This window comes from Burkholderia sp. BCC1993 (assembly GCF_905339865.1).
Taxonomy (GTDB): Bacteria; Pseudomonadota; Gammaproteobacteria; order Burkholderiales; family Burkholderiaceae; genus Burkholderia.
The window spans coordinates 106,327-130,234 of sequence record NZ_CAJPGZ010000015.1 but is presented as its reverse complement, the minus strand read 5'-3'; the positions used below and the strand labels follow the sequence as shown (position 1 = coordinate 130,234).

The window sequence follows — 23,908 nt, the reverse complement described above, 5'->3', positions numbered from 1 at the left end:
CATCACGCGCGTTCGAGCACGGCCATCTCGCGCACGATCACGAGCAGCACCGCGAGGCTCGCGCCGCCCGACGCGCGCAGGTCGGCGAGCAGGTGCTCGTAGCGTTGCAGCGCGGCTTCGCGGCGTTCGCGCCACGCGTGGACGATCGTCTCGGGCGCCGTCGAGTCGGCCGACTCCGCGAGCGCGCTGGTGGCGAGCGTGCGCTTGAGCCGCGCGACTTCCGCGAGCGCGGCCGCGCGCGCCAGCATGTCCCAGTGCGTCGGGGTCGGCAGCGAGGCCGCGCGTTCGCCGATCCACCCGTAGTTCAACAGCGTGCCGAGCGAGAAGTAGACGCCCGCGACCAGCTCGAGGCTGCGGTCGCAGGTCGCGGCCACTTCGGCGATGTCGAGCAGCGCGGCCGAGATGTCGCCGCTCGCGACGCGTACCGCGAGCGCGCTCTCGACGCCGGCTTCGACCAGCACGCGTTGCCGCTCGGACAGCGCCTCCAGATCGTCGGCCGGCAGCAACGACGGCAATTGCGGCGCGATGCGCTGCACCGCGTCGCGGCAGCGCGCGATCAGGCCGGCGACGCCGCCGTCGGCCACCGTGCCCGACTGCAACTGCCGCAGGAACCACAGCGCCGCGCGCTCCAGCAGCCGCGCGACGTCGACGAACATGCGCGCCTGCACGTCGTCGGCGACGCGGTTGTCGAGCGCGTCGATGTCGCGCCACACCGCATCGAGATCGAACACGTCGCGCGCCATGATGCAGGCGCGCACGATGTCGCCCGGCTTCGCGTCGGTTTCCTCCATCAGCCGGTGCACGAACGCGCAGCCGACCCGGTTGACGAGCGCGTTGGTCAGGTGCGTCGCGAGAATCTCGCGACGCAGCGGGTGGCGCTGCATCGGTTCGCTGAAGCGCTGTTGCAGCGGCTTCGGGAAATAGTCGACGAGCATCGCGGCGACGAGCGGATCCTCGGGCACGTCGGATTCGAGCAGCGCGTCGTACAGCCACATCTTGCTGTACGCGAGCAGCACCGCGCGTTCCGGCGACGTGAGACCCTGTTTCGCGGCCTGCCGTTCGGCGATCTCGTCGTCGGTCGGCAGGAACTCGATCACGCGGTTCAGGCGGCCCGCGCGTTCGAGCCAGCGCATCAGGCGCGCCTCGGCGTCGAGCAGCTCGACGCCGTAGCGGCCCGCGATCGACAGCGCCTGCGTCTGGTAGTAGTTGTCGCGCAGCACGAGCAGCCCGACTTCGTCGGTCATTTCCGCGAGCAGGGCATTGCGCTGCTTCTCGGTCATCTCGCCGTCGCCGACGACGAGCCCGAGCAGGATCTTGATGTTGACTTCGTGATCCGAACAATCGACGCCGGCCGAGTTGTCGATCGCGTCGGTGTTGATGCGCCCGCCGCGCTGCGCGAACTCGATGCGGCCGAACTGCGTGCAGCCGAGGTTGCCGCCTTCGCCGACGACCTTGCAGCGCAGGTCCGCGCCGTTCACGCGTACCGCGTCGTTCGCGCGATCGCCGACCTGCTGGTGGGTTTCGCGCGCGGCCTTCACGTAGGTGCCGATCCCGCCGTTGTACAGCAGGTCGACCGGCGCCTGCAGGATCGCGCGGATCAGCTCGGTCGGCGGCAGCGCCTGCGCGTCGATGCCGAGCGCGGCCTGCACGGCCGGCGACAGCGGGATCGTCTTCGCGGTGCGCGGGTAGACGCCGCCGCCCGCCGAGATCACGGACGTGTCGTAGTCGGCCCAGCTCGAGCGTTCGAGCGTGAACATCCGCTGGCGCTCCGCGAAGCTCGTCGCCGGGTCGGGGTTCGGGTCGAGGAACACGTGGCGATGATCGAACGCCGCGACGAGCCGGATATGCGGCGACAGCAGCATCCCGTTGCCGAACACGTCGCCCGACATGTCGCCGACGCCGACCACCGTGAAGTCGGTCGTCTGCGTATCGACGCCCATCTCGCGGAAGTGCCGCTTCACCGATTCCCACGCGCCGCGCGCGGTGATCGCCATCTTCTTGTGGTCGTAGCCGACCGAGCCGCCTGACGCGAACGCGTCGTCGAGCCAGAAGCCGTATTCGTGCGAGATCGCGTTCGCGTAGTCGGAGAAGGTGGCCGTGCCCTTGTCGGCCGCGACGACGAGATACGGATCGTCGGGGTCGTGGCGCACCACGTCGGGCGGCGGCACGATCGCGTTGCCGGCGAGATTGTCGGTCAGGTCGAGCAGGCCGCGCAGGAAGGTCTGGTAGCACGCGATGCCTTCGCGCATCCACGCTTCGCGATCGCTCGGCGGCGGCGGGTTCTTCACGACGAAGCCGCCTTTCGAGCCGACCGGCACGATCACGACGTTCTTCACCATCTGCGCCTTCATCAGCCCGAGCACCTCGGTGCGGAAATCCTCGCGACGGTCGGACCAGCGCAGCCCGCCGCGCGCGACGCGCCCGCCGCGCAGGTGCACGCCCTCGACGCGCGGCGAGTACACCCAGATCTCGAACATCGGCTTCGGCTCGGGCAGGCCGGGCACCTTCGCCGGATTGAACTTGAACGACAGGTACGGCTTCGATTCGCCGTTCGCGTCGTGCAGGAAATAGTTGGTGCGCTCGGTCGCGTTGATCACGCCGAGAAACTGGCGCAGGATCCGGTCCTCGTCGAGGTTCGGCACCTGGTCGAGCGCCGTCTCGATCGCCTTCAGCAGGCGTTCGGCCTGCACGTCGCGCGTGTCGCCCGTGGCCGGGTCGAAGCGCACCAGGAACAGCTCGACGAGCTGCCGCGCGATCGCCGGGTTGCCGGTCAGCGCGCGCTCGATGTACGCGTCGCTGAACGTCGAGCCGACCTGCCGCAGGTATTTCGCATATGCGCGCAGGATCGTGACTTCGCGCGCGCTCAGGTGCGCGCGCAGCACGAGGCGGTTGAAGTCGTCGTTCTCGATCCGGCCGCTCCAGATCCGGTCGAACGCATCCTCGAACAGGCCTTTCACACGCTCGATGTCGAACTCGGTATCGTCGGCGAGTTCGAGGCCGAAGTCGTGCACCCAGGCGGGCGCGGCATCCTGCGTCTGGATCCGGTACGGCCGTTCCTCGTCGACGCGCACGCCGAGATGCTCGAGCATCGGCAGGCTGCGCGACAGCGCGATCGGGTCGCCCGCGCGATACACCTTGAAGCGGAACGCGCGCGCCTCGGCCTCGATCGGGCGGTACAGGTTCATCGCCAGTTGGCCCGAATCCTTCACGCGCTCGATCAGCTCGATGTCGCGCACGGCCGTGCGCGCCGGATAGTCGTCGCGATAGCCGGCCGGGAACGAGTCCGCATAGTGCTGCAGCAGGCGGTTGCCTTGTTCTTCGCCGAACGCGTCGAGCAGCGCGTCGGCGAGATCGTCCTGCCAGCGGCGTGCCACCTGCACGAGCCGCGTTTCGAGTTCGCGCGTGTCGACGTCGGGCATCGTGCCCGGTTCCGCATGGACGACGAAATGAATCCGCGCGATCGCCGATTCCGACAGCAGCGGCGTGAACTCGACGTTCACGCCGTTGTACGCATCGACGAGCAGCTTCGCGATGCGGCGGCGCAGGTCGGTGTTGTACTTGTCGCGCGGCACGAACGCGAGGCACGACACGAAGCGGTCGAAGCGGTCGCGCCGTACGAACAGGCGCGTGCGCTGGTGTTCCTGCAGGCGCAGGATGCCGAGCGCGATGTCGTAGAGCTGGTCCTCGTCGGCCTGGAACAGTTCGTCGCGCGGATAGGTTTCGAGCACCGTCACCAGCGACTTGCCGAGATGCCCCTTCGGCAGGAAGCCCGCGCGCCGCACGATGTTCGCGCATTTGCGGCGCACGATCGGGATCTCGGCGCTCGACACCATGTACGCGGTCGACGTGTAGAGCCCGATGAAGCGGCGCTCGCCGGTCACCTTGCCGTCGGCGCCGACCAGTTTCACGCCGACGTAGTCGAGATAGCCGGGCCGGTGCACGGTCGCGCGCGAGTTCGCTTTCGTCAGGAAGATCGGCCAGGGGCCGGTGATGATCTCGGCGGCGGCCGGCGGCAGCGGCGTCACGTCCGGTGCGCCGGGCGCGCGCAGCGATTCGCGCAGCAGGCCGCAGCCGGAGCCTTCGACGCCGCGCAGGCCGAAACCCGTGCCGTCCGACACGAGCGCGTAGTCGCGCTGGCCGAGGAAGGTGAAGTGGTCGGCGGCCATCCATTCGAGGAACGCGCGCGCCTCGATGTCTTCCGCGGTGGATTCGCGGGCCTTCATGTCCTTGATCGTCGCGCGCGCGATGTCGACGATCTTCGGCCAGTCCTCGACCGATGCGCGCACGTCGCCGAGCACGCGCGCGATATCGTTGCGCAGCGTGTTGAGCAGCGCGGCGTCGCCGCAGCGGTCGACTTCGAAGTGGATGAACGACGCGAGCTGCGACTGGCCGTCGCCGGCCGTCGCGCCGCCGGCGTCGACGCGCTCGATCGCGCCGTTGCCGCCGCGCCAGATGCGGAACACCGGGTGCAGCGCCGAGTGCAGCGCGAGCCCGAGGCGGTTGACGGCCATCGTCACCGAGTCGACGAGGAACGGCATGTCGTCGTTGACGATCTCGATCACCGTGTGGTCGGAGTGCCAGCCGTGCTGTTCGAGGATCGGGTTGTACACGCGCAGCCGCTCGCTGCCGGGCACGAATTTCTGGGCGGTCTGCCAGTGCGCCATCGCGGCGCCGTAGAGGTCGGCGATGCCGCGATTCTGCAGATCATCGGCGTCGACGAAATCGTAGTAATGACGCAGGAACGGTTCGACGATCCGGAACGTGGCTTCGGGCAGGCGTCCGCGCGCGAATTCGACGACATCGGAGAGCAGGTGTGCGACGACTTCTTCGTTCTTCGCTTCCATGGCGGTCTCCTGGTCGGGTGGCCATTGGCTGCTGCGTCTGTGCCGCATTATATGCGCCGATTGCGTGACAACGCGATGTGCGGGCGCACAACGCGGCGCAGGGAACGAAGGCCGCGTGCGACGCCGGTAGCCGGCGTCGCACGGGCGGGTCAGGCGTGGTCGGCGGCTTCGAGTCGAGCCGCATCGTGCGGCGCATTCGTCCGGATGTCACCGCAATTCGAACGCCTGTCGCCAGGCAGGTTCCGCCGCCGCCGAACGCAGCGGTGTCAGCGTTCGTCGCTCCACAGCTTGCCGCCCGTCGCCCAGTTCTCCTTCTTCACGTCGGCGAGGATGATGTCGACCGAGCCCGGGTCGCAGCCGAGCGTCTCGCACGTGACGCGCGTGATCGCTTCGACGAATGCGCGTTTCTGCTCGACCGTGCGGCCTTCGAACAACTGGATATTGAAAGTCGGCATGACTGGATGCTCCGATGGTTGGGGGTAGGGAAGTCGGGACGCGAGCGGCGTCAGTCGCGATACGACGGATCGATCCGGTCGAGGCGGCGCAGCAGCGCCGGCCATTCCAGTTCGCCCTCGATCGCGCCGCCGTCGCGCAACTGCGCGGCGGTGCGCTCGGCGACGGCCGGCTCGGGCAGCACGAGCGGCCCGCCGCCTGCCTGCGCGCGCACCTGGATGTCGCAGGCCTTGATCAACGTATCCATCAGCACATATGCCTCGGCGACGGTCCGGCCGACCGTCAGCGTGCCATGGTTGCGCAGCAGCATCGCGGATTTCGCGCCGAGGCTGGCGGTCAGCCGTGTGCCTTCGGCCGGCGAGAACGCGAGCGCCTCGTAGTCGTGGTACGCGAGGTCGCCGTGAAACCGCAGCGCGTGCTGCGACGCGGGCAGCAGCCCGTCGCGCTGGATCGACACGGCGATGCCGGCCGTATTGTGCAGGTGCATCACGCAGACGGCGTCCGGCCGCGCCGCATGCACGGCCGCGTGCAGTGCAAAACCGGTCACGTTGACTGCGTATTCGTTCTCGCCGATCCGGTTGCCGGCCAGGTCGATCTTCACGAGATTCGATGCGCGAACCTCGTCGAACGCGAGGCCGAACGGGTTGATCAGGAAATGCCCGGGTTCGCCGGGCACGGTCGCGGAAAGATGCGTGTAGATCAGGTCGTCCCAGCCGTTCAGCGCGACGAGGCGATAGGCGGCGGCGAGATCGACGCGCAACCGGCGCTCGGCGTCCGAGATCGGACCGCCGGGCTTCACGGTGTCAGGACGGTGTGCGAATGACGACATCGGGTTCTCCGAGGGTGAAGCGGCGCGCGACGATCACCGTGATCCACGCAGCGATCGCGAACGGGGCCGTGAACGCGGGGAGGCCCGCGCGCGTCGCGAGCCACTGGATCAGCGCGGCGAGCGCGGCGGCCGCGAACGCCGCGCGCGGCCCGCGCGGCATCAGCGCGAGGGCGGCGAGCGCGCCGTTGAAGCCGAGCAGGCCGTCGGCGAACGACGCGCCGTTCGCGCCGGCCGCGAGCAGCAGCACGGTCGACACGATCGCGCCGCCGAGCGCGAACGCGGCCGCGCGGCGCGACGCGACGGCGAGGCCGGCGACGATCAGCGCGCCGGCCCACGGGCCTTGCGCAAAGGTGGTTTGCGCGACGCCCGAAAGCAGCGCGTCGGCGATGGAAGGCAGCGTCAGGGGCGCACCAGCTGTCGCGTCGCCCGCATGCTGCAGCGCGACAAACGGCAGCCACAGCGCGGTGACGGCGAGGCACGGGCTCGAATACGGGCACTGGCGCCAGCGGGCGAGGGGCACACGCATCGCGCGCTGCACGAGCGCCGCGCCGATCGCGACCAGCGGCACCAGCGCGACGGCGGCGAGCGAAGCAGGCGCGAACAGCACGGCGATCAGCGCGGCGAGCGCGCCGTTGAAGCCGTGCAGCCCCTGTTCGACGTCGCGGCGCTCGGCGCCCGTCAGCACCGCCGTCATGCTGGCGGCGGCCGAGCCGACCAGCGCCGCGGACGCGAGCCGCAGGTCGGTCAGCGCCAGCGCGGCGAGCAGCAGCGCGCCGGTGACGGCATGCGCCTGCAGGACGATCTGCCCGATGCCGCGCAGCAGGATGCGCAGGTCGATCGACGGCGAGGCGGGGCGAGCGGTAGGCATGGCGGCGGTGGAACAGGACGAGCCGCGAGCATAGGACACAATGCCGTGCACCGGAATAGGGAATTCTGGATAGTCAGCATTTGTGGCGCGTGCCCTGAGTTGGGGCGGGGCGCGTGTTCCGGCGTCTGCCTGCCCGGGGCGACGGCGTTTTCGCGGGATTGCCAGGCCGGGTAGCGAAATTTTGGCCGCCGTCGGATTTTTCGTGCGTATGCTGACGCGTCGGCGTTTTCGAGGAGGAACGATGCGTGAACTGCGCTGGGCGTCGCTCGAGGGCGACGGAATCGAACACCTGACGTTCGACCGGGGGGACGCCGGCATCGTCGTCGAAAGCGCCGTGGTCGGCCAGCGGTACGGCCGCGCGTACGGGCTTGCGTACCGGGTCGAGTGCGATCCGCAATGGCGGGTCAGGTATGCGGTGCTCAAAGTGATGGGCGGCGGCACGCTGGAACTGCACGGCGACGGGGCCGGGCACTGGCGCGACGGTTCAGGCAGCGCGCTGCCGGAACTGGATGGCTGCGTCGACATCGACATCGCGGCGACGCCGTTCACGAACGCGCTGCCGATCGGCCGCCTCGGGCTCGCACGCGGCGAGCGGCGGCCGATCGACGTCGCATACATCTCGACGCCGGACCTGAAGGTGACGCCGGTCAAGCAGGCTTACGCGTGCATCGAGCCGGGCCGGCGCTACCGCTACGAAGGCATCTTCCGGAGTTTCACGGCCGAGATGGACGTCGACGCCGACGGGCTCGTGATCGACTACGAAACGCTGTTCAAGCGCCTGCCGCCATTGCGCTGAACCGCCGCTCGCGGTGCCGCGGGTGCTGTCGCGACCGCCGGTCGTTCATGCGTCGAGGCAAACCGGTCGATCCGCGCCGCGATCAGGTCGGGATTGCGCACCACGACCCAGTGCGCGCCGTCGATTTCCTCGCGCACGTGCTCGCCGAGCCAGCGCTCGAGATCGACCGACATTTCGGGCGTCACGTAGCGGTCGCGCACCGGCACGAGGATCTGCACCGGCGCCTGCGCATACCGCTCGCGCGGCTTTCTCGCCCGCGCGAGGAAATTCGCGCGGTAGAGCTGCAACCCGTTCAGCGCGTTCTTCAACTGCGCGGGATCGCGCTCGGGCCGCACGCGTTCGGTCAACTGCAGCCAGCGCGGCCACAGTGCGGCGCCGCCGAGGCGCCACACCAGCGACGGCACGACCGGCAGGTGGAAAAACGCGATGTACCACGATTTCAGGCTCTGCCTGAGCCGCATCTTCGCGCGGAACACGTGGTCGAGGCACGGGCCGGAGATCGACGTGTACGACGCGATCCGGCCGCGCAACGCAGGGTCGGTCACGGCCTCCCAGCACTGGATCGACCCCCAGTCGTGACCGACCAGATGGAACGGCCGCGCGCCGCAGGTCGCGTCGGCCACCGCCTTCAGGTCGTCGGCGAGCCGCGCCAGCGTGTAGTCCGCGCGGCGGCGCGGCGCATCGGATGCGCCGGCGCCGCGCACGTCGTAGGCGATCACGCGGTAGCGCTTCGCGAGCCGCGCGCGGACCGGCGCCCACACGGCCGACGAATCGGGATAGCCGTGCACGAGGATCAGCGGCGGCGCGCGCCGCGGGCCGCTGACATGGACGGCGAGTTTCACGTCGCCGGAGCGGACGGTCAGCATCTCGTGCGTGCGCGCCATGACGTCATGCCTGCGGAACCGGATGCAGCGGCACGCGGCGCGGGGCGGCCTGCGCCGCATGGCGCGCATTGGTCGCATCGATGTTCGCGAGCAGCGTGTCGAGCCCCTGCAGGTACTGATGGTTGTCGTGGTCCCACGGATGGAAGCCCGGACGGAAGTAGTCGAGCCATTCGCGCGCGATGCTCGGGAACACGCCGTGCTTCGGGCTGTATAGATATTTCACGAGGCGCCACATGCCGCCGAACCTGCCGTGTTCGCGACGGTGCGCGCGCATCAGGCGCACGTGGAAGTCGAACACGATCGTCCAGAACAATACCGTCGTCGTCAGCATCGTGCCCGTGCGCAGCAGGTAGCTGCCGAGGCCCGGCTTCATCACGGCGTTCCATACGTCGTACGACACCGCCTTGTGCTCGGTTTCCTCCATCGCGTGCCACATCCACATCTGCTGATAGCCTTCGACCGATCCGTCGATCCGGTGCTCGTGGCCCGACAGCAGCTGGTTCGCGAGGATCGCCGTGTAGTGCTCGAGCGCGATCGTGATCGCGAGCTGCATCGAATGCGGCAGCGTCTTCTTGAAGAAGCCGAGGATCGTCCACAGCCGCTTGTCGAGCTTGTGCGCGGGCAGGCCGGACGACTGCAGCAGGTCGTTGTACTCGATGTGCTCGCGCGTGTGCATCGCTTCCTGGCCGATGAAGCCGAGCACCTGCTTCTTCAGCTCCGGATCCTCGATGCGGTCGCGGTAGTGGCGCACCGAATCCATGAAGAAGCGCTCGCCGGCCGGGAACAGCAGCGACAGCGCGTTCATGAAGTGCGTGACCGGCACGCCCTGGACATGCCAGTCCTTCGCGTGTTCGGGCGGCAGCGCGAAACGGATGTCGCGCCGCACCGGCATCATGTTCGGGGTCGTCATGATTGTTCTCCTCCCTGATTGCCTGCGTTGTTGTAGGTGGCGTGAAGCGGCGCGGCGGCCGGCGTGCCGTAGCGCGAGGCCGCGCGGCGAGCCTTCGCGGCCTCGCGGCGCGTCGTGAGCACGACGAGCGCCTGATACGCGGCCGGCAGGATGCGCGCCATCCAGTCCGCGGCCTTCGCGTCGCGGCCGATCAGCACGCGGCGCTTGTTCCTGCGCACACCGGCGAGGATCGTGCGCGCGGCGTCGTCGGCGGTCGTGATGAAGAACTTCTCGAAGCTGTCCTTGCCTTGCTGCTCGCTCTCGACGATGAAGCCGACCATGTTCTTCGCGACGCGGCTCGACTGCGCGATGTTGGTGCGGATGCCGCCCGGGTGCACGCACGTGGCCGACACGCCGCACTTCATCATGTCGAGTTCCTGACGCAGCGATTCGGTGAAGCCGCGCACCGCGAACTTGGTCGCGTTGTAGCCGCTCATGCCCGGCTGCGCGAAGATCCCGAAGATGCTCGACGTGTTGATCACGTGACCGTCGCCGCTCGCCTTCAGGTGCGGCAGGAACGCCTTCGTGCCGTGCACGACGCCCCAGAAGTTGATGTTCACGATCCACTCGAGATCGCCGTATTCCATCCCTTCGATCGTGCTCGACAGCGCGACGCCCGCGTTGTTGAAGATCAGGTTGACCTTGCCGTGTTCCTGCGCGGTGTCGTCGGCCCAGGCGAACATCGCGTCGCGGTCGCCGACGTCGAGCACGCGCGTCGACACGCGCACGTTCGGCGCGATCGCGCGGACGATCCGCTCGGTTTCGGCGAGGCCGACGCCGTTCTTGTCGGCAAGCGACACGTGGCAGCCGGCCTGCGCGAGCTGGACCGCGAGCGAGCGGCCCATGCCCGAGCCTGCGCCCGTGATCGCGGCGACCTTGTTGGCGAAATCTCTCATGTCGTTGGCTCCTTGTGTGGCTCAGGCCGCTTCGGCGGAAGTGGAGGCGGAAGCGGCGGCCGCGGCGGGCGCGGCGACGGGCCGCGCGCTCGTGTCGTGGTGCGGCGCGCGATACGCGTGGTAATCGGCGATCGAGAAGTGCGCGGTCGCCTGGCGGAAGCGCCAGGTGAAGCCCGGCCACAGCGTCGTGTTCTTGCCGGTGCGCGGGTCGAGGTACCAGCTCTTGCAGCCGCCCGTCGACCAGATCGCCTTTTTAAGCCGGCCCTGCAGGTCGCTGTTGAACTGCGCCTCGACGAGCGGGCGCACCTCGATCGCATCCGCGCGTTCGCGCTGCATCGCGTTCAGTGCGCCGAGGATGTATTCGATCTGCGACTCGATCATGAACACCATCGAGTTGTGGCCGAGGCCGGTGTTCGGGCCGACGATCATGAAGAAGTTCGGGTAGCCCGGCAGCGTCGTGCCGAGATACGCGTGCGCGCCGTCGCGCCACGCATCGACGATGTCGAGGCCGCCGCGGCCGATGATCGCGCCGCGCGGATACGGATCGGCGACCTGGAAGCCCGTGCCGTAGATCAGGCAGTCGACTTCATGACGCTTGCCGTCGGTCGTCACGACCGCGTCGGCTTCGATGCGGTCGATGCCGGTCGTGATCACGTCGACGTTCTTGCGCGACAGCGCCGGGTAGTAGTCGTTCGAGATCAGCACGCGCTTGCAGCCGAGCGTGTAGTCCGGCGTGACCGCCTCGCGCAGCTCCGGATCGGGAACCTGCTTGCGGATATGGCGCAGCGCGAGCTTCTGCACGTTCTTCATCAGCGACGGATGGATCGCGAAGCCGAGCACGCGCGATTCGAGCATCCAGTAGATGCCGCTGCGCACGGCCTTCTGCGTGAACGGCAGCGTGCGGAACAGCCACTTCTCGAAGCCGGTCAGGTTGCGGTCGGGCTTCGGCATGATCCACGGCGGCGTGCGCTGGAACAGCGCGAGCGCCTTCACGCGCGGCGCGATCTGCGGCACGAACTGGATCGCGCTCGCGCCGGTGCCGATCACCGCGACGCGCTTGCCTTCGAGTGCGTAGTCGTGATCCCACTGCTGCGAATGGAACGCGCGGCCCTTGAAGGTCTCGACGCCGGGAATCGCCGGCAGCGCGGCGCGCGACAGCCCGCCCATCCCCGACACCAGCACGCGCGCCGACAGCCGCTTGCCGTTCGCGAACGTGAGGCGCCAGCGTCGCGCGGCCTCGTCGTATTCGGCGCGCTGCAACTCGTGGTTCAGGCGCAGGTGCGGGCCGACGCCGAAGCGCTGCACGCAGTCTTCCAGGTACGCGCGGATCTCCGGCTGCGGCACGAACATGCGCGTCCAGCGCGGGTTCGGCGCGAACGAGAACGAATAGACGTGCGATTGCACGTCGCATGCACACCCGGGGTAATCATTGTCGCGCCACGTGCCGCCGACCGACGCGGCCTTCTCGAGCACGACGAAGTCGGTCACGCCGGTCTGCCGCAGGCGAATGGCCATCCCGAGACCGGCGAAGCCGGTGCCGATGATGGCGATGTCGGTGGTTTCGTCCAGGCCGTCGTGGCCGGGCGGGCCGAAAGGCAACGTGCGAGCATTCATCCGGGTGTCTCCGATTTGGCTCATTTTTGAATGTTACATTGGTTGATGTAACGATAGTGGGTGAACCCGGAAACCGCAAGAGGCTAGAAGCGGCGCTCTAAGGGCCGGAAGCCGCGCGGGAAAAGGCTGAGCGGGGTTTGGAACGGTCTGGTTTCCGCATTGCGGAATGCACGGAAACGGCCGTCGGCAGGGCAGGAGAGGCAGGAGACGAGGCCGCCGATATGCGGCGGCCTGTTTGAAACGCTATCGGGGACGGATCGGGCGGGCGGCCGTCTCATGGAAAACCCCGGCGACGATCGTGATCTGCGCGAGCGCGTAGAGGCCCCAGATCAGGCAGTCGATGCAGGGAAAGCCGCCGAGGAAGCGTCCGACGCCGATCAGCGTGTCGGAGCCGACGAAGATCAGGCTGCCGACGGCGACCAGCGGGCCGCGCGTGCGGGCCGCGAGCGCGAAGCTCGCCATCGCGCACAGCACGAGCATGTAGACGGCCACGGGTGCGAGCAGTTCGCCCAAGTGCGGAAGGAACGCCGCATAGAACGCCGGCGCGGCGATCCACAGCCCGATCAGCGCGAGGACGCGCCAGCCGTGCGGCCGCGCGCGCCAGCGCACGAAGATCGCGCAGTAGCACAGGTGCGTGAGCAGGAACGCGCCGAGGCCGAGGACGAACGACAGCGGCCACTCGGGCAGCGCGAGCAGCACGTCGCCGAGCACGGCCGTGACGAGCGCCGCGCACAGCCACGCGCGTTCGCGCGGTGCCGCGCAGGTGCTGCCGGCCGCGAGCAGCAGGATGCCCATCGCGGCTTTCGCGGCGGCCTGGCCGGGATAGGGCGCGGCGGCGAGCGACAGCCCGTACAGCAGCGCGGCGGCGACGGCGAGCGGCCAGAGCCGGCGATAGGTGGCGGGAAGCGTGGCGATCAAGGCGGGTGTCTCCGGGGTTGTTGTCGTCTGCGGTGGACGGCGCGCCGTCGCGGGCGCGGCTGCGGCCATTATCCGGAAGAAAGCGCGGGCGAAAACCGGCGAATCCTTCTAGGCGCGGCATGGCGACGGGGGCGGTGGTGCGGCGGTCCGGCGGCACGGGATCGGGCCATGCGGCGCCGGTGCGCCTGCCGCCGCGCCGATCGTTTCGATGCGTTTGCCCCGGTCGAACCGGGGCAACACCGCGGTTTCGGCTTGCTATCATCGCCGCGTATCGACGTTGTCCCGCCCGGCCACGCTACAGGGTTCGCAGGCCGGCGCGACGGCCGCGCCCGGCGAGGGCATGCCGCCGCGTTTCCAATGAATCCGTGCCGAGTCCCGCCAGCGCACCCGATGCAGTGGCCGGGGCCGGTCCTCCTGACCAACAGGTTCGACATGACCGAACTGCTCCACGGCGACGGCGCGATCCGTCGCACGACGCCATACGGCTCCTCGATCGAAAACACCTATGCGGGCGTGCTGTCGTTCATGCGCCGCAACTATTCGCGCGCGCTCGACGGCGTCGACGTCGCGATATCCGGCGTGCCGCTCGACCTCGCGACGACCTATCGCTCGGGCGCGCGGCTCGGCCCGGCCGCGATCCGCGCGGCGAGCGTGCAGCTCGCGGAGCTCAATCCGTATCCGTGGGGCTTCGATCCGTTCGAGGATCTCGCGGCCGTCGATTACGGCGATTGCTGGTTCGATGCGCACAACCCGCTGTCGATCAAGCCGGCGATCGTCGAGCATGCGCGCACGATCCTGCGCTCGGGCGCGAAGATGCTGACGCTCGGCGGCGATCACTACATCACGTATCCGCTGCTGGTCGCGCACGCGGAGCGCTACGGCAAGCCGTTGTCGCTGATCCACTTCGATGCGCACTGCGATACGTGGGCCGACGACGAGCCGGACAGCCTCAATCACGGCACGATGTTCTACAAGGCGGTGAAGGAAGGGCTGATCGATCCGGCGACGTCGGCGCAGGTCGGCATCCGTACGTGGAACGACGATTTCCTCGGGATCGAGCGGCTCGATGCCGCGTGGGTGCATGAGCATGGTCCGCGCGCGGCGGTGGAGCGGATCGTCGACATCGTCGGCGCGCGGCCCGCGTACCTGACGTTCGATATCGACTGTCTCGATCCGGCGTTCGCGCCCGGCACGGGGACGCCGGTCGCGGGCGGGTTGTCGTCCGCGCAGGCGCTCGCGATCGTGCGTGCGCTCGGTGCGGTGAATCTGGTCGGCGCGGATGTCGTCGAGGTCGCGCCTGCTTACGATCACGCGGACATCACCGCAATCGCCGCTGCGCATATTGCGTGCGATTTGCTGTGTCTGTGGCGGCAGAAGAAGGTGGCGGGGCGTTGAAGTGGGGTGGGGCCGGCGGGCACGGCCTTGTCATGCAGAAGGCCGGCGGGCTGGGTGCCCGCCGGTCTTCTTTGATGCGCTGCACGCAACTTCGACGGATCGATGGCGGTGGGTGGATTGCTCGCCGTGGGTCGAGCAAAAGAAGCTCGTCACGCGTTTCCGTGGATGGTGCTTTCCGACCCGGTGCTGCCCCTCAAATGAGATTGACGACCGTCAGGTTCCGGCCCGACATGAGACGATCGCGGATGAGACCACGTCGACGACTTGCGAAATTGGAGCTCCGGATGAAAGGCTGCTAGCATCACGCACGCAAGCTCGGCGCGGCCTACGGAAAGTCTTCACGGCGCTCCGACCATGTCAGGATCGCATCCAGTGCGGGGCACAACGCCTGACCCCAATCAGTCAGGCGGTAGTCCACCTTCGGCGGCACCTGGTGATAGACCGTGCGCGTTACGATGCCATCCGCTTCGAGGCGGCGTAGCTGCTGGGCAAGCATCTTCTGCGTGATGCCGGGGATCAGCCTCTCGAGGTCCGAAAAGCGCCTCACTTGTCCGCCGAATAGGTGGAACAGGATCACCAGTTTCCAGCGGCCTTCCAGCAGCTTGAATGCGGCTTCGACATCGCTTGCGGCAGTCGCGGGGGTGTAGTTTTTTCGGTTAGCCACGGGTTACTTACTTTTTTGTGCGTTCTTGCGATGCGGTAACTGTAGCGCCATGATCGGGGCATGCAAACCTTCACGTTGAGGTGAACCCCGATGAACATGATGCTGCCTCCGCCGCTGGATGCCTATCTGCTCGCGGAAACCGTCACCGACACCGCCCCTCTATCGAACTGCTTTACCGCCGATGCCGTCGTGCGGGACGAAGGCCGCACGATCAAGGGGCTGGAGGCCATCCAGGCCTGGAAGAAAGACAGCAAAACCAGGTACCAGTACAGCATTGAGCCGCTGGACGTATTGCAGGACGGCGCCACCGTGACGATGCGCGCTCGGCTCACGGGCACCTTCCCAGGTAGCCCAGTTGAGCTGACCTATACGTTCGTCCTGGCCGGCGGCAGGATTGCGTCGCTGGAAATCCGCTAATGAGCTCCGCACCCGAACTTCTGGGGCTTCGGGCGCTCGTTACGGGCGGAACCAAGGGCGTCGGCAAAGCCGTTGTCGTACGCCTTTGCGAGGCAGGTGCGAACGTTCTGACGACCGCGCGTTCCCGTCCCGATGAGCTTGCCGAAGAACGGTTCATCGGGGCGGACATCACGACGGCCGAGGGCTGTAAAACCATTGTCGACGCCGTGCTCGAGCGGTTGGGTGGCGTTGATATAGTCGTGCACGTAGCGGGCGGCTCATCTGCGCCGGCCGGTGGCTTCAGCGTGCTAGATGACGATGAATGGAACAAGGCATTGAGCCTGAACCTATTCCCGGCAGTGCGCATCGATCGCGCGCTGTTGCCCTCGATGGTCGAGCAGCGTTCGGGCGTCATCATCCATGTCACGTCGATCCAGCGGCAATTGCCGTTGCCGGAGGCGACGATTGCCTATGCCGCCGCCAAGGCTGCCCTGTCAAACTACAGCAAAGCCTTGTCGAAGGAGGTCAGTCCGAAGGGCGTTCGCGTCGTGCGTGTCTCCCCGGGCTGGGTCGAGACCGATGCCGCCGCAGGTCTCGTTGCCGAGATCGCCCGACAAAGCGGTATCGACACGGAAGGCGCCCGCAAGATCATCATGGATTCGCTCGGTGGCATTCCTCTCGGCCGACCATGCTCGCCTCGGGAGGTTGCGGAGCTCATTGGCTTCCTCGTCTCCGCGCGGGCCAGCGCAATCACCGGCACTGAATACGTCATCGACGGAGGAACTGTTCCGACTGTGTGATCTGAGCCACTTGCCCGGCCGCCCCGGTGCCGAACCTGTTTGCCAACGGGCTGGCAGTCACGACCAAGCCTCTTCCGCGAGACAGGGCTTCCGTTCGCGACCGCCGCAACGGTAGACGATCCGAAGGGTACAGCATCATTGATGACCGTCTCTTCTTGGTCCGGGAGCGGGCGGTCGTAAATCTTCGTTCAGCGACTCAAACTGGCCGAACGCCGACAGCGCGCCCGACGTTCCCCCGAAAATTCGAGAGGAACCAAAAAAGGCCGACGGGCAGGGTACCCGTCGGCCTGTTCGAAACGAGTGCGCGCCGCGCGTTACTTCGCCGCGAGCGCGCTCGCCACGCCCTTGTCGGTCCACGCGTTATCGGCCACGTTCAGCTTCTGCGGAATCAGCTTCGCCGCATAGAACGCATCGGCCACGCCCTGCTGAACCGCGACGATCTTCTCATCGACCGGCACTGCGCCGAACGGCACGCGCTTGATCCACGTTTCCACGAGCGGCAGCGGCAGGCCGACCTTCGGGGCGATCAGCGCGGCCGTCTCGGCCGGATGCCCGTTGACCCACAGGCCCGTCTCGCGCAATTGCTTCAGGATCGTGCCGACTACGTCGGCATGTTGCTCCGCGAAGCCACGCGTTGCCTCGTAGAAGTTGTTCGCGGGCGTGAGGCCCGTGTAGTCGGACAGCGTGCGGATCTTCAGCGAATTCTGCGCGGCCGCGTAATACGGATCCCACACGGCCCACGCGTCGACGTTGCCGCTCTCGAACGCGGCGCGCGCGTCGGCGGGCGGCAGATACACCGGGCGAATTTCGTCGTAGCGTACGCCGGCCTTTTTCAGCGCTTCGAGCAACAGGTAGTTCGCGCTCGAACCCTTCTGCAGCGCGACCTTCTTGCCGCGCAGGTCGGCGAGTGAACGGACCGGCGAATCGGCCTTCACGAACACGGCTTCGTTGTGCGGCGACGGCGGTTCCGCGGCGACGTACACGAAGCGCACGCCGGCCGCCTGCGCGAACACCGGCGGCGGCGCGCCCGTGTAGCCGAAGTCGATGCTGTTCGCGTTCAGTGCCTCGAGCAGTTGCGGGCCGGCCGGGAATTCGAACCACTGGACGGTGTAGCCGAGCGGCTTGAGCCGCGTCTCGAGCGCGCCCTGCGTCTTGACGACCGACAGCAGGCCGGCCTTCTGGTAGCCGATGCGCACGACCTTGTCGGCGCTGCCTTGCGCGAAGGCCGATGTGGCGGCGACGGCGACGAGCGCCGTCGCGGCGGTGCGGGTGATCCAGCGGGTGAAACGAATCATCGAACGGACTCCATGCGAAACGTCTTCGGGGAGCGGCGTGTGCCGCTCGGTTGGAAGAATCGTCGCATGGGCGATCGGGCCCGCAAACCAAGCAATGCCGATATGAATATGACGGCGGCGGTCTTATGCTTTGTCGCCGTCGCCTTGCGGGCCGGACGTGTCGGACGTATCGGACGTGCCGGCCTGGCGTGCTGCTTCGTCGCTGAGTTTCCTGTCGAGGATCGTCGCGACACGGCCGCCCAGATACGCACTGGCGGCGTTCTCGAGCGCGCGGTTCGTCTCGCCCTCGACGAACACGGCCGCGAGCGGGCGCAGGCGCCAGATCGCATCGACGAGCGCGGGCACGTCGGTGACGGGCGGCAGCGTGCCTTCGTCATAGCGGTCGAGCCGCTTCACGACGAGATCGACGAGCAGCCGCGCGATCGCGTCGAAGTGCGGCCGCGCGAGGCTGATCACGTCGAGCAGCTCGCGCGGCGGGATGCCTTCCTTCGTCATCGCGGCTGCCGCCTCGAGCAGCGCGGGGCTTTTCGCGACGAACGACAGGCCGCGCCGTTCGAGCAGCCCGAGTTCGGTCACGCGCGACAGTTGCGACGCCGTCTGCGGGCCGAACATCTGCGCGAGTTGCGCGAGCGAATAGGTTTTCGGCAGTTCGTGCGACCAGCGGCCGCCGATCGCGTTTTCCAGGCCGAGGATCGAGCGCAGGTCGTGACCCTCGTCGATCGCCATGATCAGGTCCTGGATGTTCGACAGCGTGTAGCCGCGCGCGAGCAGGTGGTTGATCAGCTTCAGGCGCGCGACGTGCGTGTCGTCGTAGATGCCGACGCGCCCGCGCTTCTCGGGCGGCGCGAGCAGCCCGCGATCCTGGTACGCGCGCACGTTGCGCACGGTCGTGTCGGACACGCGTGCGAGTTCGTCGACCGTGTACTCGTTGCGGGAATCCGGCGCGGCCTCGTCTGGCATGGATGGAGTCTGTTTTGACATGCGGCCATTCTAGCGCGACGCGACAGGCTCGGGCGCGGCGGGGAGCGTGCGTGCGCCCTCGCCGAGCGCGCGCTGCATCAACGCGGTATCGATCCAGCGGCCGTGCTTGAAACCGACCGCCTTCAGCACGCCGGCCGGCTCGAAACCGAACGCGCGGTGCAGCGACGTCGACCCGCCGGTGCCGCCGTCGGCGATCACTGCGATCATCTGCCGCCACGGGCCGGCTTCGCAACGCGCGATCAGTGCCGCGAGCAGCGCGCGGCCGATGCCGCGGCCGCGCTGCGCGTCGTCGATGTAGATCGAATCCTCGAGCGTGTGGCGGTACGCGCTGCGCGTGCGATAGGGCGTCGCGTACGCGTAGCCGGCGATGCGGCCGTCGCATTCCGCGACGAGATAGGGCAGCCCGTGGCGCAGCACCGCGTCGCGGCGCGTGCGCAGTTCGTCGACGTCGGGCGGCGTCTCCTCGAACGACGCGACGCTGTGGCGCACGTGGTGCGCGTAGATCGCGTGAATGGCGTCGAGATCGGCATCGGTCGCGTCGCGGATGACGCAGGCGGGAGCGGCGGGCATGGTGGCGGAGTAGGCGGATGAAACCGCTACTATGCCGGCCGTCGGGCGGTGCGGTAAAGGCATTGGCCGCGTCGCCTGCGTGCAGGGCCTGCCCGACCGGCCTACAGATGGCCGTCCGCGTCGCGAACCGCGTCGGCGATCGCCTCCGCGACGCGCTGCACGCGCGGCGAGCGGCGCACGTCGGGGTGGACGACGAGCCAGATCTCGCGCTCGACGTCGCAACGAGGTGCGGACGTCAGTTCGACGAGCGCTGCGGGGGCCGACAACGACGGATCGGCCGCGGCCGGGCGCGTGCTCGTCGCCGGCACGTCGACGAGAAAGCGCGGCAGCAACGCGATCCCCGCGCCGGCCACGCACGCACGATGCAGCGCGGCCAGGTCGTTGGCGATGAACGCGAAGCGGCGCCCGGCCGCGAAGCGTTCGAGCCATTGCTGCTGCGGCATTTGCGCGAGCGCGTCGTCGTATCCGAGGAATGCCCAGGTGTCGGGCGGCGCGGCGGCCCAGTCGGGCGACGCGCACAGCGCGAAGCGCATCGTGCCGAGCCGGCGCGCGGCCAGCCCCGGCTCGTTCGGTCGTGACAAGCGCACGGCGAGGTCGGCTTCGCGCGCGTAGAGGTTGGCCGCGTGCATTTCGCCCATCAGGTCGATCCGCAGCGCGGGCCACGCGCGCTGCGCGCGGGCGAGCCGCGGCGCGAGGAAGTGACTCGCGAACACCGGCGACGCGGACACGCGCACCACCCCCTCGAGCGCCGCCGCCCCCTGCGCGGCGCGCGCGAACGCATGCACGTCGGTTTCGACGCGCGCCGCATGTTCGGCGAGATGCAGCCCTTCGTCGGTCGGCGGCCAGCCGCGCGGCAGCCGGTCGAACAGCCGGATGCCGAGCGCGGACTCCAGCGCGTCGATGCGCCGGGCGACCGTCGAATGCTGGACCTGCAGCGCCCGCGCGGCGGCCGACAGGCTGCCGCCGCGCATCACCGCGAGGAAATAGCGGAGGTCGTCCCAGCTCATCGGCGGCGCGGACACTGCCGTTGGTTCGGTCGAATTTTGCACAGTAGATGGGCGCATAACGGGAATTCCGTTCGATTATGCACGATGGGATGATCGTGTCACTTCATTCGATTGCGAGGAACGTCATGACCCAAACTGCCACCGCCACCCGGATCGGGATCGACCGCTACGGCGACGCCGGCGTGCTGCGCCGTGTCGATGCGCCCGTCGTGCCGCCCGGCGCCGGCGAGGTGCGGATTCGCCAGACCGCCGTCGGCGTGAATTTCGTCGACATCTATTTCAGGACTGGCGCGCACCCGTTGCCGGCACTGCCGGACGCGCTCGGCGTGGAGGCGGCCGGCGTGGTCGAGGCGGTCGGGCCCGGCGTGACGGCGCTCGTCCCGGGCCAGCGCGTTGCCTATGCGGGACTGCCTACCGGCAGCTACGCGAGCCTTCGCACGCTGCCCGCCGAGCGCGTGGTGCCCGTGCCCGACGGCGTGAGCGACGACGCGGCCGCGGCCGGGCTGCTGAAAGGCATTACCGTCTACATGCTGCTGCACCGCGTGCGGCAGGTCGGCGCCGGCGAGACCGTGCTCGTGCATGCGGCGGCCGGCGGCGTCGGCTTGCTGGCGACGCAGTGGGCGCGCGCGCTCGGCGCACGGGTGATCGGCACGGTCGGCTCGGCCGCGAAGGCGGCGCTGGTGCGCACGCACGGGGCGGAAGCGGTGGTCGATTATCGCGAGGCGGATTTCGTCGCGGCGGCCCGCGCGTTCGCCGGCGGCGCGGGCGTCGACTATGCGATCGACGGGATCGGCGGCGACGTGCTGACGCGTACGCTCGGCGCGGTCCGGCCGTTCGGGATGGTCGCGAGCATCGGGCAGGTCGCCGCGATCGGCGCGCGGCAGACGATCGATCTCGACGAACTCGGGCCGGCCCGCTCGATCGCGCTGGCGCGGCCGAGCGTGCTGGGTTTCATCGCGCGTGACGTGGCGGGGTATCGGGAAGCGGCGCGCGCGACGCTCGAGCGGCTCGCGGGCGGGATGCACGTGGAGATCGGCGCGCGGCTGCCGCTCGAACAGGCGGCCGACGCGCATCGCTTGCTGGAGTCGCGGCAGACGACGGGCGGGGTGGTGCTGGTGCCGTGACGCTCAAAAGCGGCATCCGGCAGACGCTACTCTTTCAGCGGCATGTCCAGTTGTACCAACTGGCGCCCTTGAAGCGACACCACGCGCGTTCGACCGTCGTCGCTGAGCGCCACATATTCGGGCGCAGCGGCAATCAGGAACCCTCGTGCCAAGGTTGCGCCGTTACTGTCCTGAACCGCAAAGCAGAAGTCTTGCGTTTGCGGGTCTTTGCAGCCGTTTCCGAAGCGGGCGAGCTCCATGTGGTATTGCCGTCTGGCGGCTGCCTCTGCGATAGCGCTTGGCGCCCCATACACGAATATGGCGATTATGCAGATTGCGACGAAAAAATAGGCGCCGACGATGACCGCCATTATTCCGCTGATACCGAGCTTGACCGGCAGTCTTTTCCGGAATTTATCGCTCAGTGTGCGTCTGATCTGATCGGCGGATCTGTTGATCGCCTTGTCCTTCGGCAACAGGAGCGAGATCCATTCGACGACAAACGAAAGTGTTGCCAGGTAGCAGCCTATCGCGACGGCGATCACGAGAGTTACCCCGGCGATTGACCACACGCCGTGCCCTTCGATGTTGAGAAACGCACTTGCCGCGATGTAGATCGCATACCCACCGCGGACAAAATACTCGGGCGTCGCGATCGGGAAGGCCTCTGCATCGAAGTGAAAGAGGGCGAAATATTGAGTTCGATACAGATAACCGATGATGTAAACGGCGCCGATCAGTGCAAGCCATGCAATCCTGAAAGCCCATGCCCATTTCTTTCTTACCCCATCCGCGGAAAGCGGCGGTGGAGAAGGTGGCTTGTCGGTGTCGTCGTTCGTCAGCAGCGCATTGCGTTTCGCTTCACTTAGATCCATGGTCCCCGCCGCCTCGATTCTTGTGGTCGTGGCGATATCGTGTGAGGATTGAAGGTCAAAAGGAAGCCGAGCGCCGGCGTTGTTCGTTTAGCTTTTGCCCCGAAGCGGCGCGCTCTCGACGAACCACGCAAGCACGAACGCGATCGCGATCACGCCGGCCGCCGCGAGATACACCACATGCAGCGATCCGGCGAACGCATGCAGGTACGCATCGCGCACCGCATCCGGCAACTGGTGCACGGCCGCCGGGCCGAGCGCGGGCGGCAGCTCGGTGCCGGCCGGCAGCGCCTGCACGATCCGCGACTGCAGCCCGTGCGAGAACAGTGCGCCGAACGCTGCGACGCCGAGCGAGCCGCCGATCGAGCGGAACAGCGTCGCGCCCGACGTCGCAACCCCCATGTGCCGGAATTCGACCGTGTTCTGCACCGCGAGCGTCAGCACCGGCATCACCATGCCGAGCCCGATCCCGAGCAGCGCCATGTACGCGTACATCGTGTGCAGCGGTGTGTCGAGCGACAGCGTCGACAGCAGTGCCATCGCGACACCGCCGATCAGCGTGCCCGCGATCGGAAACGGCCGATACGTGCCGAGCCGCGAGATCAGCCGGCCGCTGACAACCGACATCGCGAGCATCCCGCCCATCATCGGCAGCAGCTGCATCCCGGCCTGCGACGGCGTCGAGCCTTTCACGACCTGCAGGTAGAGCGGAATGAACGTGACCGAACCGAACAGCGCGATGCCGACGACGAAGCCGATCAGGCTCATCAGCACGAAGGTGCGCTGGCGGAACAGTTCGAGCGGCATGATCGGCTCGGCCGCGAGCCGCTCCTCGTAGATGAAGCCGCCGACCGCGACCACGCCGAGCACCAGCGTCATCCACAGCTGCGGCGACGACCACGGCAGCAGCGAACCGCCTTCGCTCGTGAACAGGATCACGCAGGTGAGGGCCGTCGCGAGGAACGCGGCGCCCATGTAGTCGATCCGGTGCTTCACGTGCGCGGTGTGCGGCCGGAACGCGATGCCGATCACCGCGAGCGCGAGCAGGCCGAGCGGCAGGTTGATCGTGAAGATCCAGCGCCACGACAGGTGTTCGACCAGGAAGCCGCCGAGCAGCGGCCCGATGATCGTCGCGAGGCCGTACACGCCGCCGAACATCCCCTGATAGCGCGCGCGGCGGTCGGGCGGCACGAGGTCGCCGATCGCGGCCATCGTGACGACCATCAGCCCGCCGCCGCCGAGCCCCTGCAGCGCGCGCAGCACGATCAGTTGCGTCATGTCCTGCGCGATGCCGCACAGCGCGGAGCCGGCGAGAAACAGCACGATCGCGGCCTGCAGCACGATCTTGCGGCCGTACAGGTCGCCGAGCTTGCCGTACAGCGGCAGCACGACCGTCGACGACAGCAGGTACGCAGTGACGACCCATGACAACTGGTCGAGGCCGCCGAGCTCGCCGACGATGGTCGGCAGCGCGGTCGACACGATCGTCTGGTCGAGCGCGGACAGCAGCATGACGAGCAGCAGCGCGGCGACGATCAGCCCGGTCGGCGCATCGCGGCGGGCCGCGTCGGCGGCCGGCGGGGCAAGGAGGGTATCGGTTCTCATCGAGATATCTGCCATGGCAGGGAATTGAGCGAAATATAGAGACAATTTGTTGCCTGGTCAATTTCTGCCGAGCCTCGATTTGTTGCATCGGTAACAGGAGATTGCCGGCCGGGAAAATTGATCGCGATCAGCCAGACGGCGGGCCGGACTCAAGTTTTTTGCAGGCAAA

The 23,908-nt window shown here is 68.0% G+C and carries 21 protein-coding genes; 5 read left to right on the top strand and 16 right to left on the bottom strand.

What is annotated here, in order from left to right; genetic code table 11:
• Positions 1 to 2: 2 nt before the first annotated feature.
• From U4Y91_RS25015 to U4Y91_RS25000, 4 genes are all read right to left on the bottom strand, one after another.
• A complete protein-coding gene (locus U4Y91_RS25015; protein WP_321807328.1) occupies positions 3 to 4,844 on the bottom strand; it encodes an NAD-glutamate dehydrogenase in 4,842 nt (1,613 codons plus the stop codon).
• Between the two features lie 266 nt (positions 4,845 to 5,110).
• Positions 5,111 to 5,299: a 4-oxalocrotonate tautomerase gene (locus U4Y91_RS25010; RefSeq protein WP_044843193.1), complete on the bottom strand. Its 189-nt coding sequence runs from the start codon at positions 5,297 to 5,299 to the stop codon at positions 5,111 to 5,113.
• A gap of 50 nt (positions 5,300 to 5,349) precedes the next feature.
• Positions 5,350 to 6,126, bottom strand: coding sequence for a class II aldolase/adducin family protein (locus tag U4Y91_RS25005; protein ID WP_321807327.1), 777 nt, complete (start codon positions 6,124 to 6,126; stop codon positions 5,350 to 5,352).
• Positions 6,101 to 6,994, bottom strand: a complete 894-nt coding sequence (locus U4Y91_RS25000) for an urea transporter (protein WP_321807326.1) — start codon at positions 6,992 to 6,994, stop codon at positions 6,101 to 6,103. The genes U4Y91_RS25005 and U4Y91_RS25000 overlap by 26 nt, the downstream gene beginning before the upstream one ends.
• Positions 6,995 to 7,235: 241 nt before the next feature.
• Between U4Y91_RS25000 and U4Y91_RS24995 the strand changes: the two genes are divergently transcribed.
• A complete protein-coding gene (locus U4Y91_RS24995) occupies positions 7,236 to 7,790 on the top strand; it encodes a putative glycolipid-binding domain-containing protein (protein WP_321807325.1) in 555 nt (184 codons plus the stop codon).
• On the opposite strand, the gene U4Y91_RS24990 is transcribed toward U4Y91_RS24995, so the two are convergent.
• The 5 genes from U4Y91_RS24990 to U4Y91_RS24970 all read right to left on the bottom strand — a co-directional run bounded on the left by U4Y91_RS24990 (position 7,751) and on the right by U4Y91_RS24970 (position 13,051).
• Positions 7,751 to 8,674, bottom strand: a complete 924-nt coding sequence (locus U4Y91_RS24990; RefSeq protein WP_321807324.1) for an alpha/beta fold hydrolase — start codon at positions 8,672 to 8,674, stop codon at positions 7,751 to 7,753. The genes U4Y91_RS24995 and U4Y91_RS24990 overlap by 40 nt on opposite strands.
• A 4-nt stretch (positions 8,675 to 8,678) precedes the next feature.
• Positions 8,679 to 9,584, bottom strand: a complete 906-nt coding sequence (locus U4Y91_RS24985) for a metal-dependent hydrolase (protein WP_321807323.1) — start codon at positions 9,582 to 9,584, stop codon at positions 8,679 to 8,681.
• Positions 9,581 to 10,519, bottom strand: a complete 939-nt coding sequence (locus tag U4Y91_RS24980) for an SDR family NAD(P)-dependent oxidoreductase (protein WP_321807322.1) — start codon at positions 10,517 to 10,519, stop codon at positions 9,581 to 9,583. The genes U4Y91_RS24985 and U4Y91_RS24980 overlap by 4 nt, the downstream gene beginning before the upstream one ends.
• Before the next feature lie 21 nt (positions 10,520 to 10,540).
• The gene (locus U4Y91_RS24975; protein WP_321807321.1) at positions 10,541 to 12,133 is read right to left on the bottom strand and encodes an NAD(P)/FAD-dependent oxidoreductase; all 1,593 of its coding nucleotides are present in this window, start codon (positions 12,131 to 12,133) and stop codon (positions 10,541 to 10,543) included.
• 243 nt (positions 12,134 to 12,376) lie between these two features.
• Entirely contained in the window at positions 12,377 to 13,051 is a 675-nt protein-coding gene (locus tag U4Y91_RS24970) for a lysoplasmalogenase (RefSeq protein WP_321807320.1), read from the bottom strand.
• A gap of 432 nt (positions 13,052 to 13,483) precedes the next feature.
• Between U4Y91_RS24970 and speB the strand changes: the two genes are divergently transcribed.
• Positions 13,484 to 14,446 carry an agmatinase gene (speB, locus tag U4Y91_RS24965; RefSeq protein ID WP_321807319.1) on the top strand — a complete coding sequence of 321 codons (963 nt, stop codon included), beginning with the start codon at positions 13,484 to 13,486 and terminating at the stop codon, positions 14,444 to 14,446.
• 325 nt (positions 14,447 to 14,771) lie between these two features.
• On the opposite strand, the gene U4Y91_RS24960 is transcribed toward speB, so the two are convergent.
• Positions 14,772 to 15,110: a helix-turn-helix domain-containing protein gene (locus tag U4Y91_RS24960; RefSeq protein WP_321807318.1), complete on the bottom strand. Its 339-nt coding sequence runs from the start codon at positions 15,108 to 15,110 to the stop codon at positions 14,772 to 14,774.
• A gap of 90 nt (positions 15,111 to 15,200) precedes the next feature.
• Here U4Y91_RS24960 and U4Y91_RS24955 point away from each other — a divergent pair, with 90 nt between their 5' ends.
• Both U4Y91_RS24955 and U4Y91_RS24950 read left to right on the top strand, forming a co-directional pair.
• Positions 15,201 to 15,527, top strand: coding sequence for a nuclear transport factor 2 family protein (locus U4Y91_RS24955; RefSeq protein ID WP_321807317.1), 327 nt, complete (start codon positions 15,201 to 15,203; stop codon positions 15,525 to 15,527).
• Complete coding sequence (locus U4Y91_RS24950; protein ID WP_321807316.1) at positions 15,527 to 16,306, top strand: SDR family oxidoreductase; 780 nt, start codon at positions 15,527 to 15,529, stop codon at positions 16,304 to 16,306. The genes U4Y91_RS24955 and U4Y91_RS24950 overlap by 1 nt, the downstream gene beginning before the upstream one ends.
• A 314-nt stretch (positions 16,307 to 16,620) precedes the next feature.
• On the opposite strand, the gene U4Y91_RS24945 is transcribed toward U4Y91_RS24950, so the two are convergent.
• From U4Y91_RS24945 to U4Y91_RS24930, 4 genes are all read right to left on the bottom strand, one after another.
• A complete protein-coding gene (locus U4Y91_RS24945) occupies positions 16,621 to 17,601 on the bottom strand; it encodes a sulfonate ABC transporter substrate-binding protein (protein WP_321807315.1) in 981 nt (326 codons plus the stop codon).
• 123 nt (positions 17,602 to 17,724) lie between these two features.
• Positions 17,725 to 18,582 carry a MerR family transcriptional regulator gene (locus tag U4Y91_RS24940; protein WP_321807314.1) on the bottom strand — a complete coding sequence of 286 codons (858 nt, stop codon included), beginning with the start codon at positions 18,580 to 18,582 and terminating at the stop codon, positions 17,725 to 17,727.
• 9 nt (positions 18,583 to 18,591) lie between these two features.
• Positions 18,592 to 19,152, bottom strand: a complete 561-nt coding sequence (locus tag U4Y91_RS24935; RefSeq protein ID WP_321807313.1) for an N-acetyltransferase family protein — start codon at positions 19,150 to 19,152, stop codon at positions 18,592 to 18,594.
• Between the two features lie 101 nt (positions 19,153 to 19,253).
• Entirely contained in the window at positions 19,254 to 20,159 is a 906-nt protein-coding gene (locus tag U4Y91_RS24930; protein WP_321807312.1) for a LysR family transcriptional regulator, read from the bottom strand.
• 125 nt (positions 20,160 to 20,284) lie between these two features.
• Between U4Y91_RS24930 and U4Y91_RS24925 the strand changes: the two genes are divergently transcribed.
• Positions 20,285 to 21,283 carry a quinone oxidoreductase gene (locus U4Y91_RS24925; RefSeq protein ID WP_321807311.1) on the top strand — a complete coding sequence of 333 codons (999 nt, stop codon included), beginning with the start codon at positions 20,285 to 20,287 and terminating at the stop codon, positions 21,281 to 21,283.
• A 26-nt stretch (positions 21,284 to 21,309) separates the two neighbouring features.
• Here the strand turns inward: U4Y91_RS24925 and U4Y91_RS24920 are convergent, their stop codons facing one another.
• Both U4Y91_RS24920 and U4Y91_RS24915 read right to left on the bottom strand, forming a co-directional pair.
• Positions 21,310 to 22,137 carry a hypothetical protein gene (locus U4Y91_RS24920; protein WP_321807310.1) on the bottom strand — a complete coding sequence of 276 codons (828 nt, stop codon included), beginning with the start codon at positions 22,135 to 22,137 and terminating at the stop codon, positions 21,310 to 21,312.
• Positions 22,138 to 22,224: 87 nt separating this feature from the next.
• Entirely contained in the window at positions 22,225 to 23,739 is a 1,515-nt protein-coding gene (locus tag U4Y91_RS24915; protein ID WP_321807309.1) for an MDR family MFS transporter, read from the bottom strand.
• Positions 23,740 to 23,908: the final 169 nt, after the last annotated feature.

Bases quoted from the DNA above. Each gene is read 5' to 3' on its own strand.
- U4Y91_RS24920 (WP_321807310.1), bottom strand. From the start codon at position 22,137: ATGGATCTAAGTGAAGCGAAACGCAATGCGCTGCTGACGAACGACGAC.
- U4Y91_RS25005 (WP_321807327.1), bottom strand. From the start codon at position 6,126: ATGTCGTCATTCGCACACCGTCCTGACACCGTGAAGCCCGGCGGTCCG.
- U4Y91_RS24915 (WP_321807309.1), bottom strand. From the start codon at position 23,739: ATGAGAACCGATACCCTCCTTGCCCCGCCGGCCGCCGACGCGGCCCGC.
- U4Y91_RS25015 (WP_321807328.1), bottom strand. From the start codon at position 4,844: ATGGAAGCGAAGAACGAAGAAGTCGTCGCACACCTGCTCTCCGATGTC.
- speB (WP_321807319.1), top strand. From the start codon at position 13,484: ATGACCGAACTGCTCCACGGCGACGGCGCGATCCGTCGCACGACGCCA.
- U4Y91_RS25000 (WP_321807326.1), bottom strand. From the start codon at position 6,994: ATGCCTACCGCTCGCCCCGCCTCGCCGTCGATCGACCTGCGCATCCTG.
- U4Y91_RS24980 (WP_321807322.1), bottom strand. From the start codon at position 10,519: ATGAGAGATTTCGCCAACAAGGTCGCCGCGATCACGGGCGCAGGCTCG.
- U4Y91_RS24945 (WP_321807315.1), bottom strand. From the start codon at position 17,601: ATGATTCGTTTCACCCGCTGGATCACCCGCACCGCCGCGACGGCGCTC.
- U4Y91_RS24940 (WP_321807314.1), bottom strand. From the start codon at position 18,582: ATGTCAAAACAGACTCCATCCATGCCAGACGAGGCCGCGCCGGATTCC.
- U4Y91_RS24955 (WP_321807317.1), top strand. From the start codon at position 15,201: ATGAACATGATGCTGCCTCCGCCGCTGGATGCCTATCTGCTCGCGGAA.
- U4Y91_RS24975 (WP_321807321.1), bottom strand. From the start codon at position 12,133: ATGAATGCTCGCACGTTGCCTTTCGGCCCGCCCGGCCACGACGGCCTG.
- U4Y91_RS24925 (WP_321807311.1), top strand. From the start codon at position 20,285: ATGACCCAAACTGCCACCGCCACCCGGATCGGGATCGACCGCTACGGC.
- U4Y91_RS24930 (WP_321807312.1), bottom strand. From the start codon at position 20,159: ATGAGCTGGGACGACCTCCGCTATTTCCTCGCGGTGATGCGCGGCGGC.
- U4Y91_RS24995 (WP_321807325.1), top strand. From the start codon at position 7,236: ATGCGTGAACTGCGCTGGGCGTCGCTCGAGGGCGACGGAATCGAACAC.
- U4Y91_RS24950 (WP_321807316.1), top strand. From the start codon at position 15,527: ATGAGCTCCGCACCCGAACTTCTGGGGCTTCGGGCGCTCGTTACGGGC.
- U4Y91_RS24935 (WP_321807313.1), bottom strand. From the start codon at position 19,152: ATGCCCGCCGCTCCCGCCTGCGTCATCCGCGACGCGACCGATGCCGAT.
- U4Y91_RS24985 (WP_321807323.1), bottom strand. From the start codon at position 9,584: ATGACGACCCCGAACATGATGCCGGTGCGGCGCGACATCCGTTTCGCG.
- U4Y91_RS24990 (WP_321807324.1), bottom strand. From the start codon at position 8,674: ATGGCGCGCACGCACGAGATGCTGACCGTCCGCTCCGGCGACGTGAAA.
- U4Y91_RS25010 (WP_044843193.1), bottom strand. From the start codon at position 5,299: ATGCCGACTTTCAATATCCAGTTGTTCGAAGGCCGCACGGTCGAGCAG.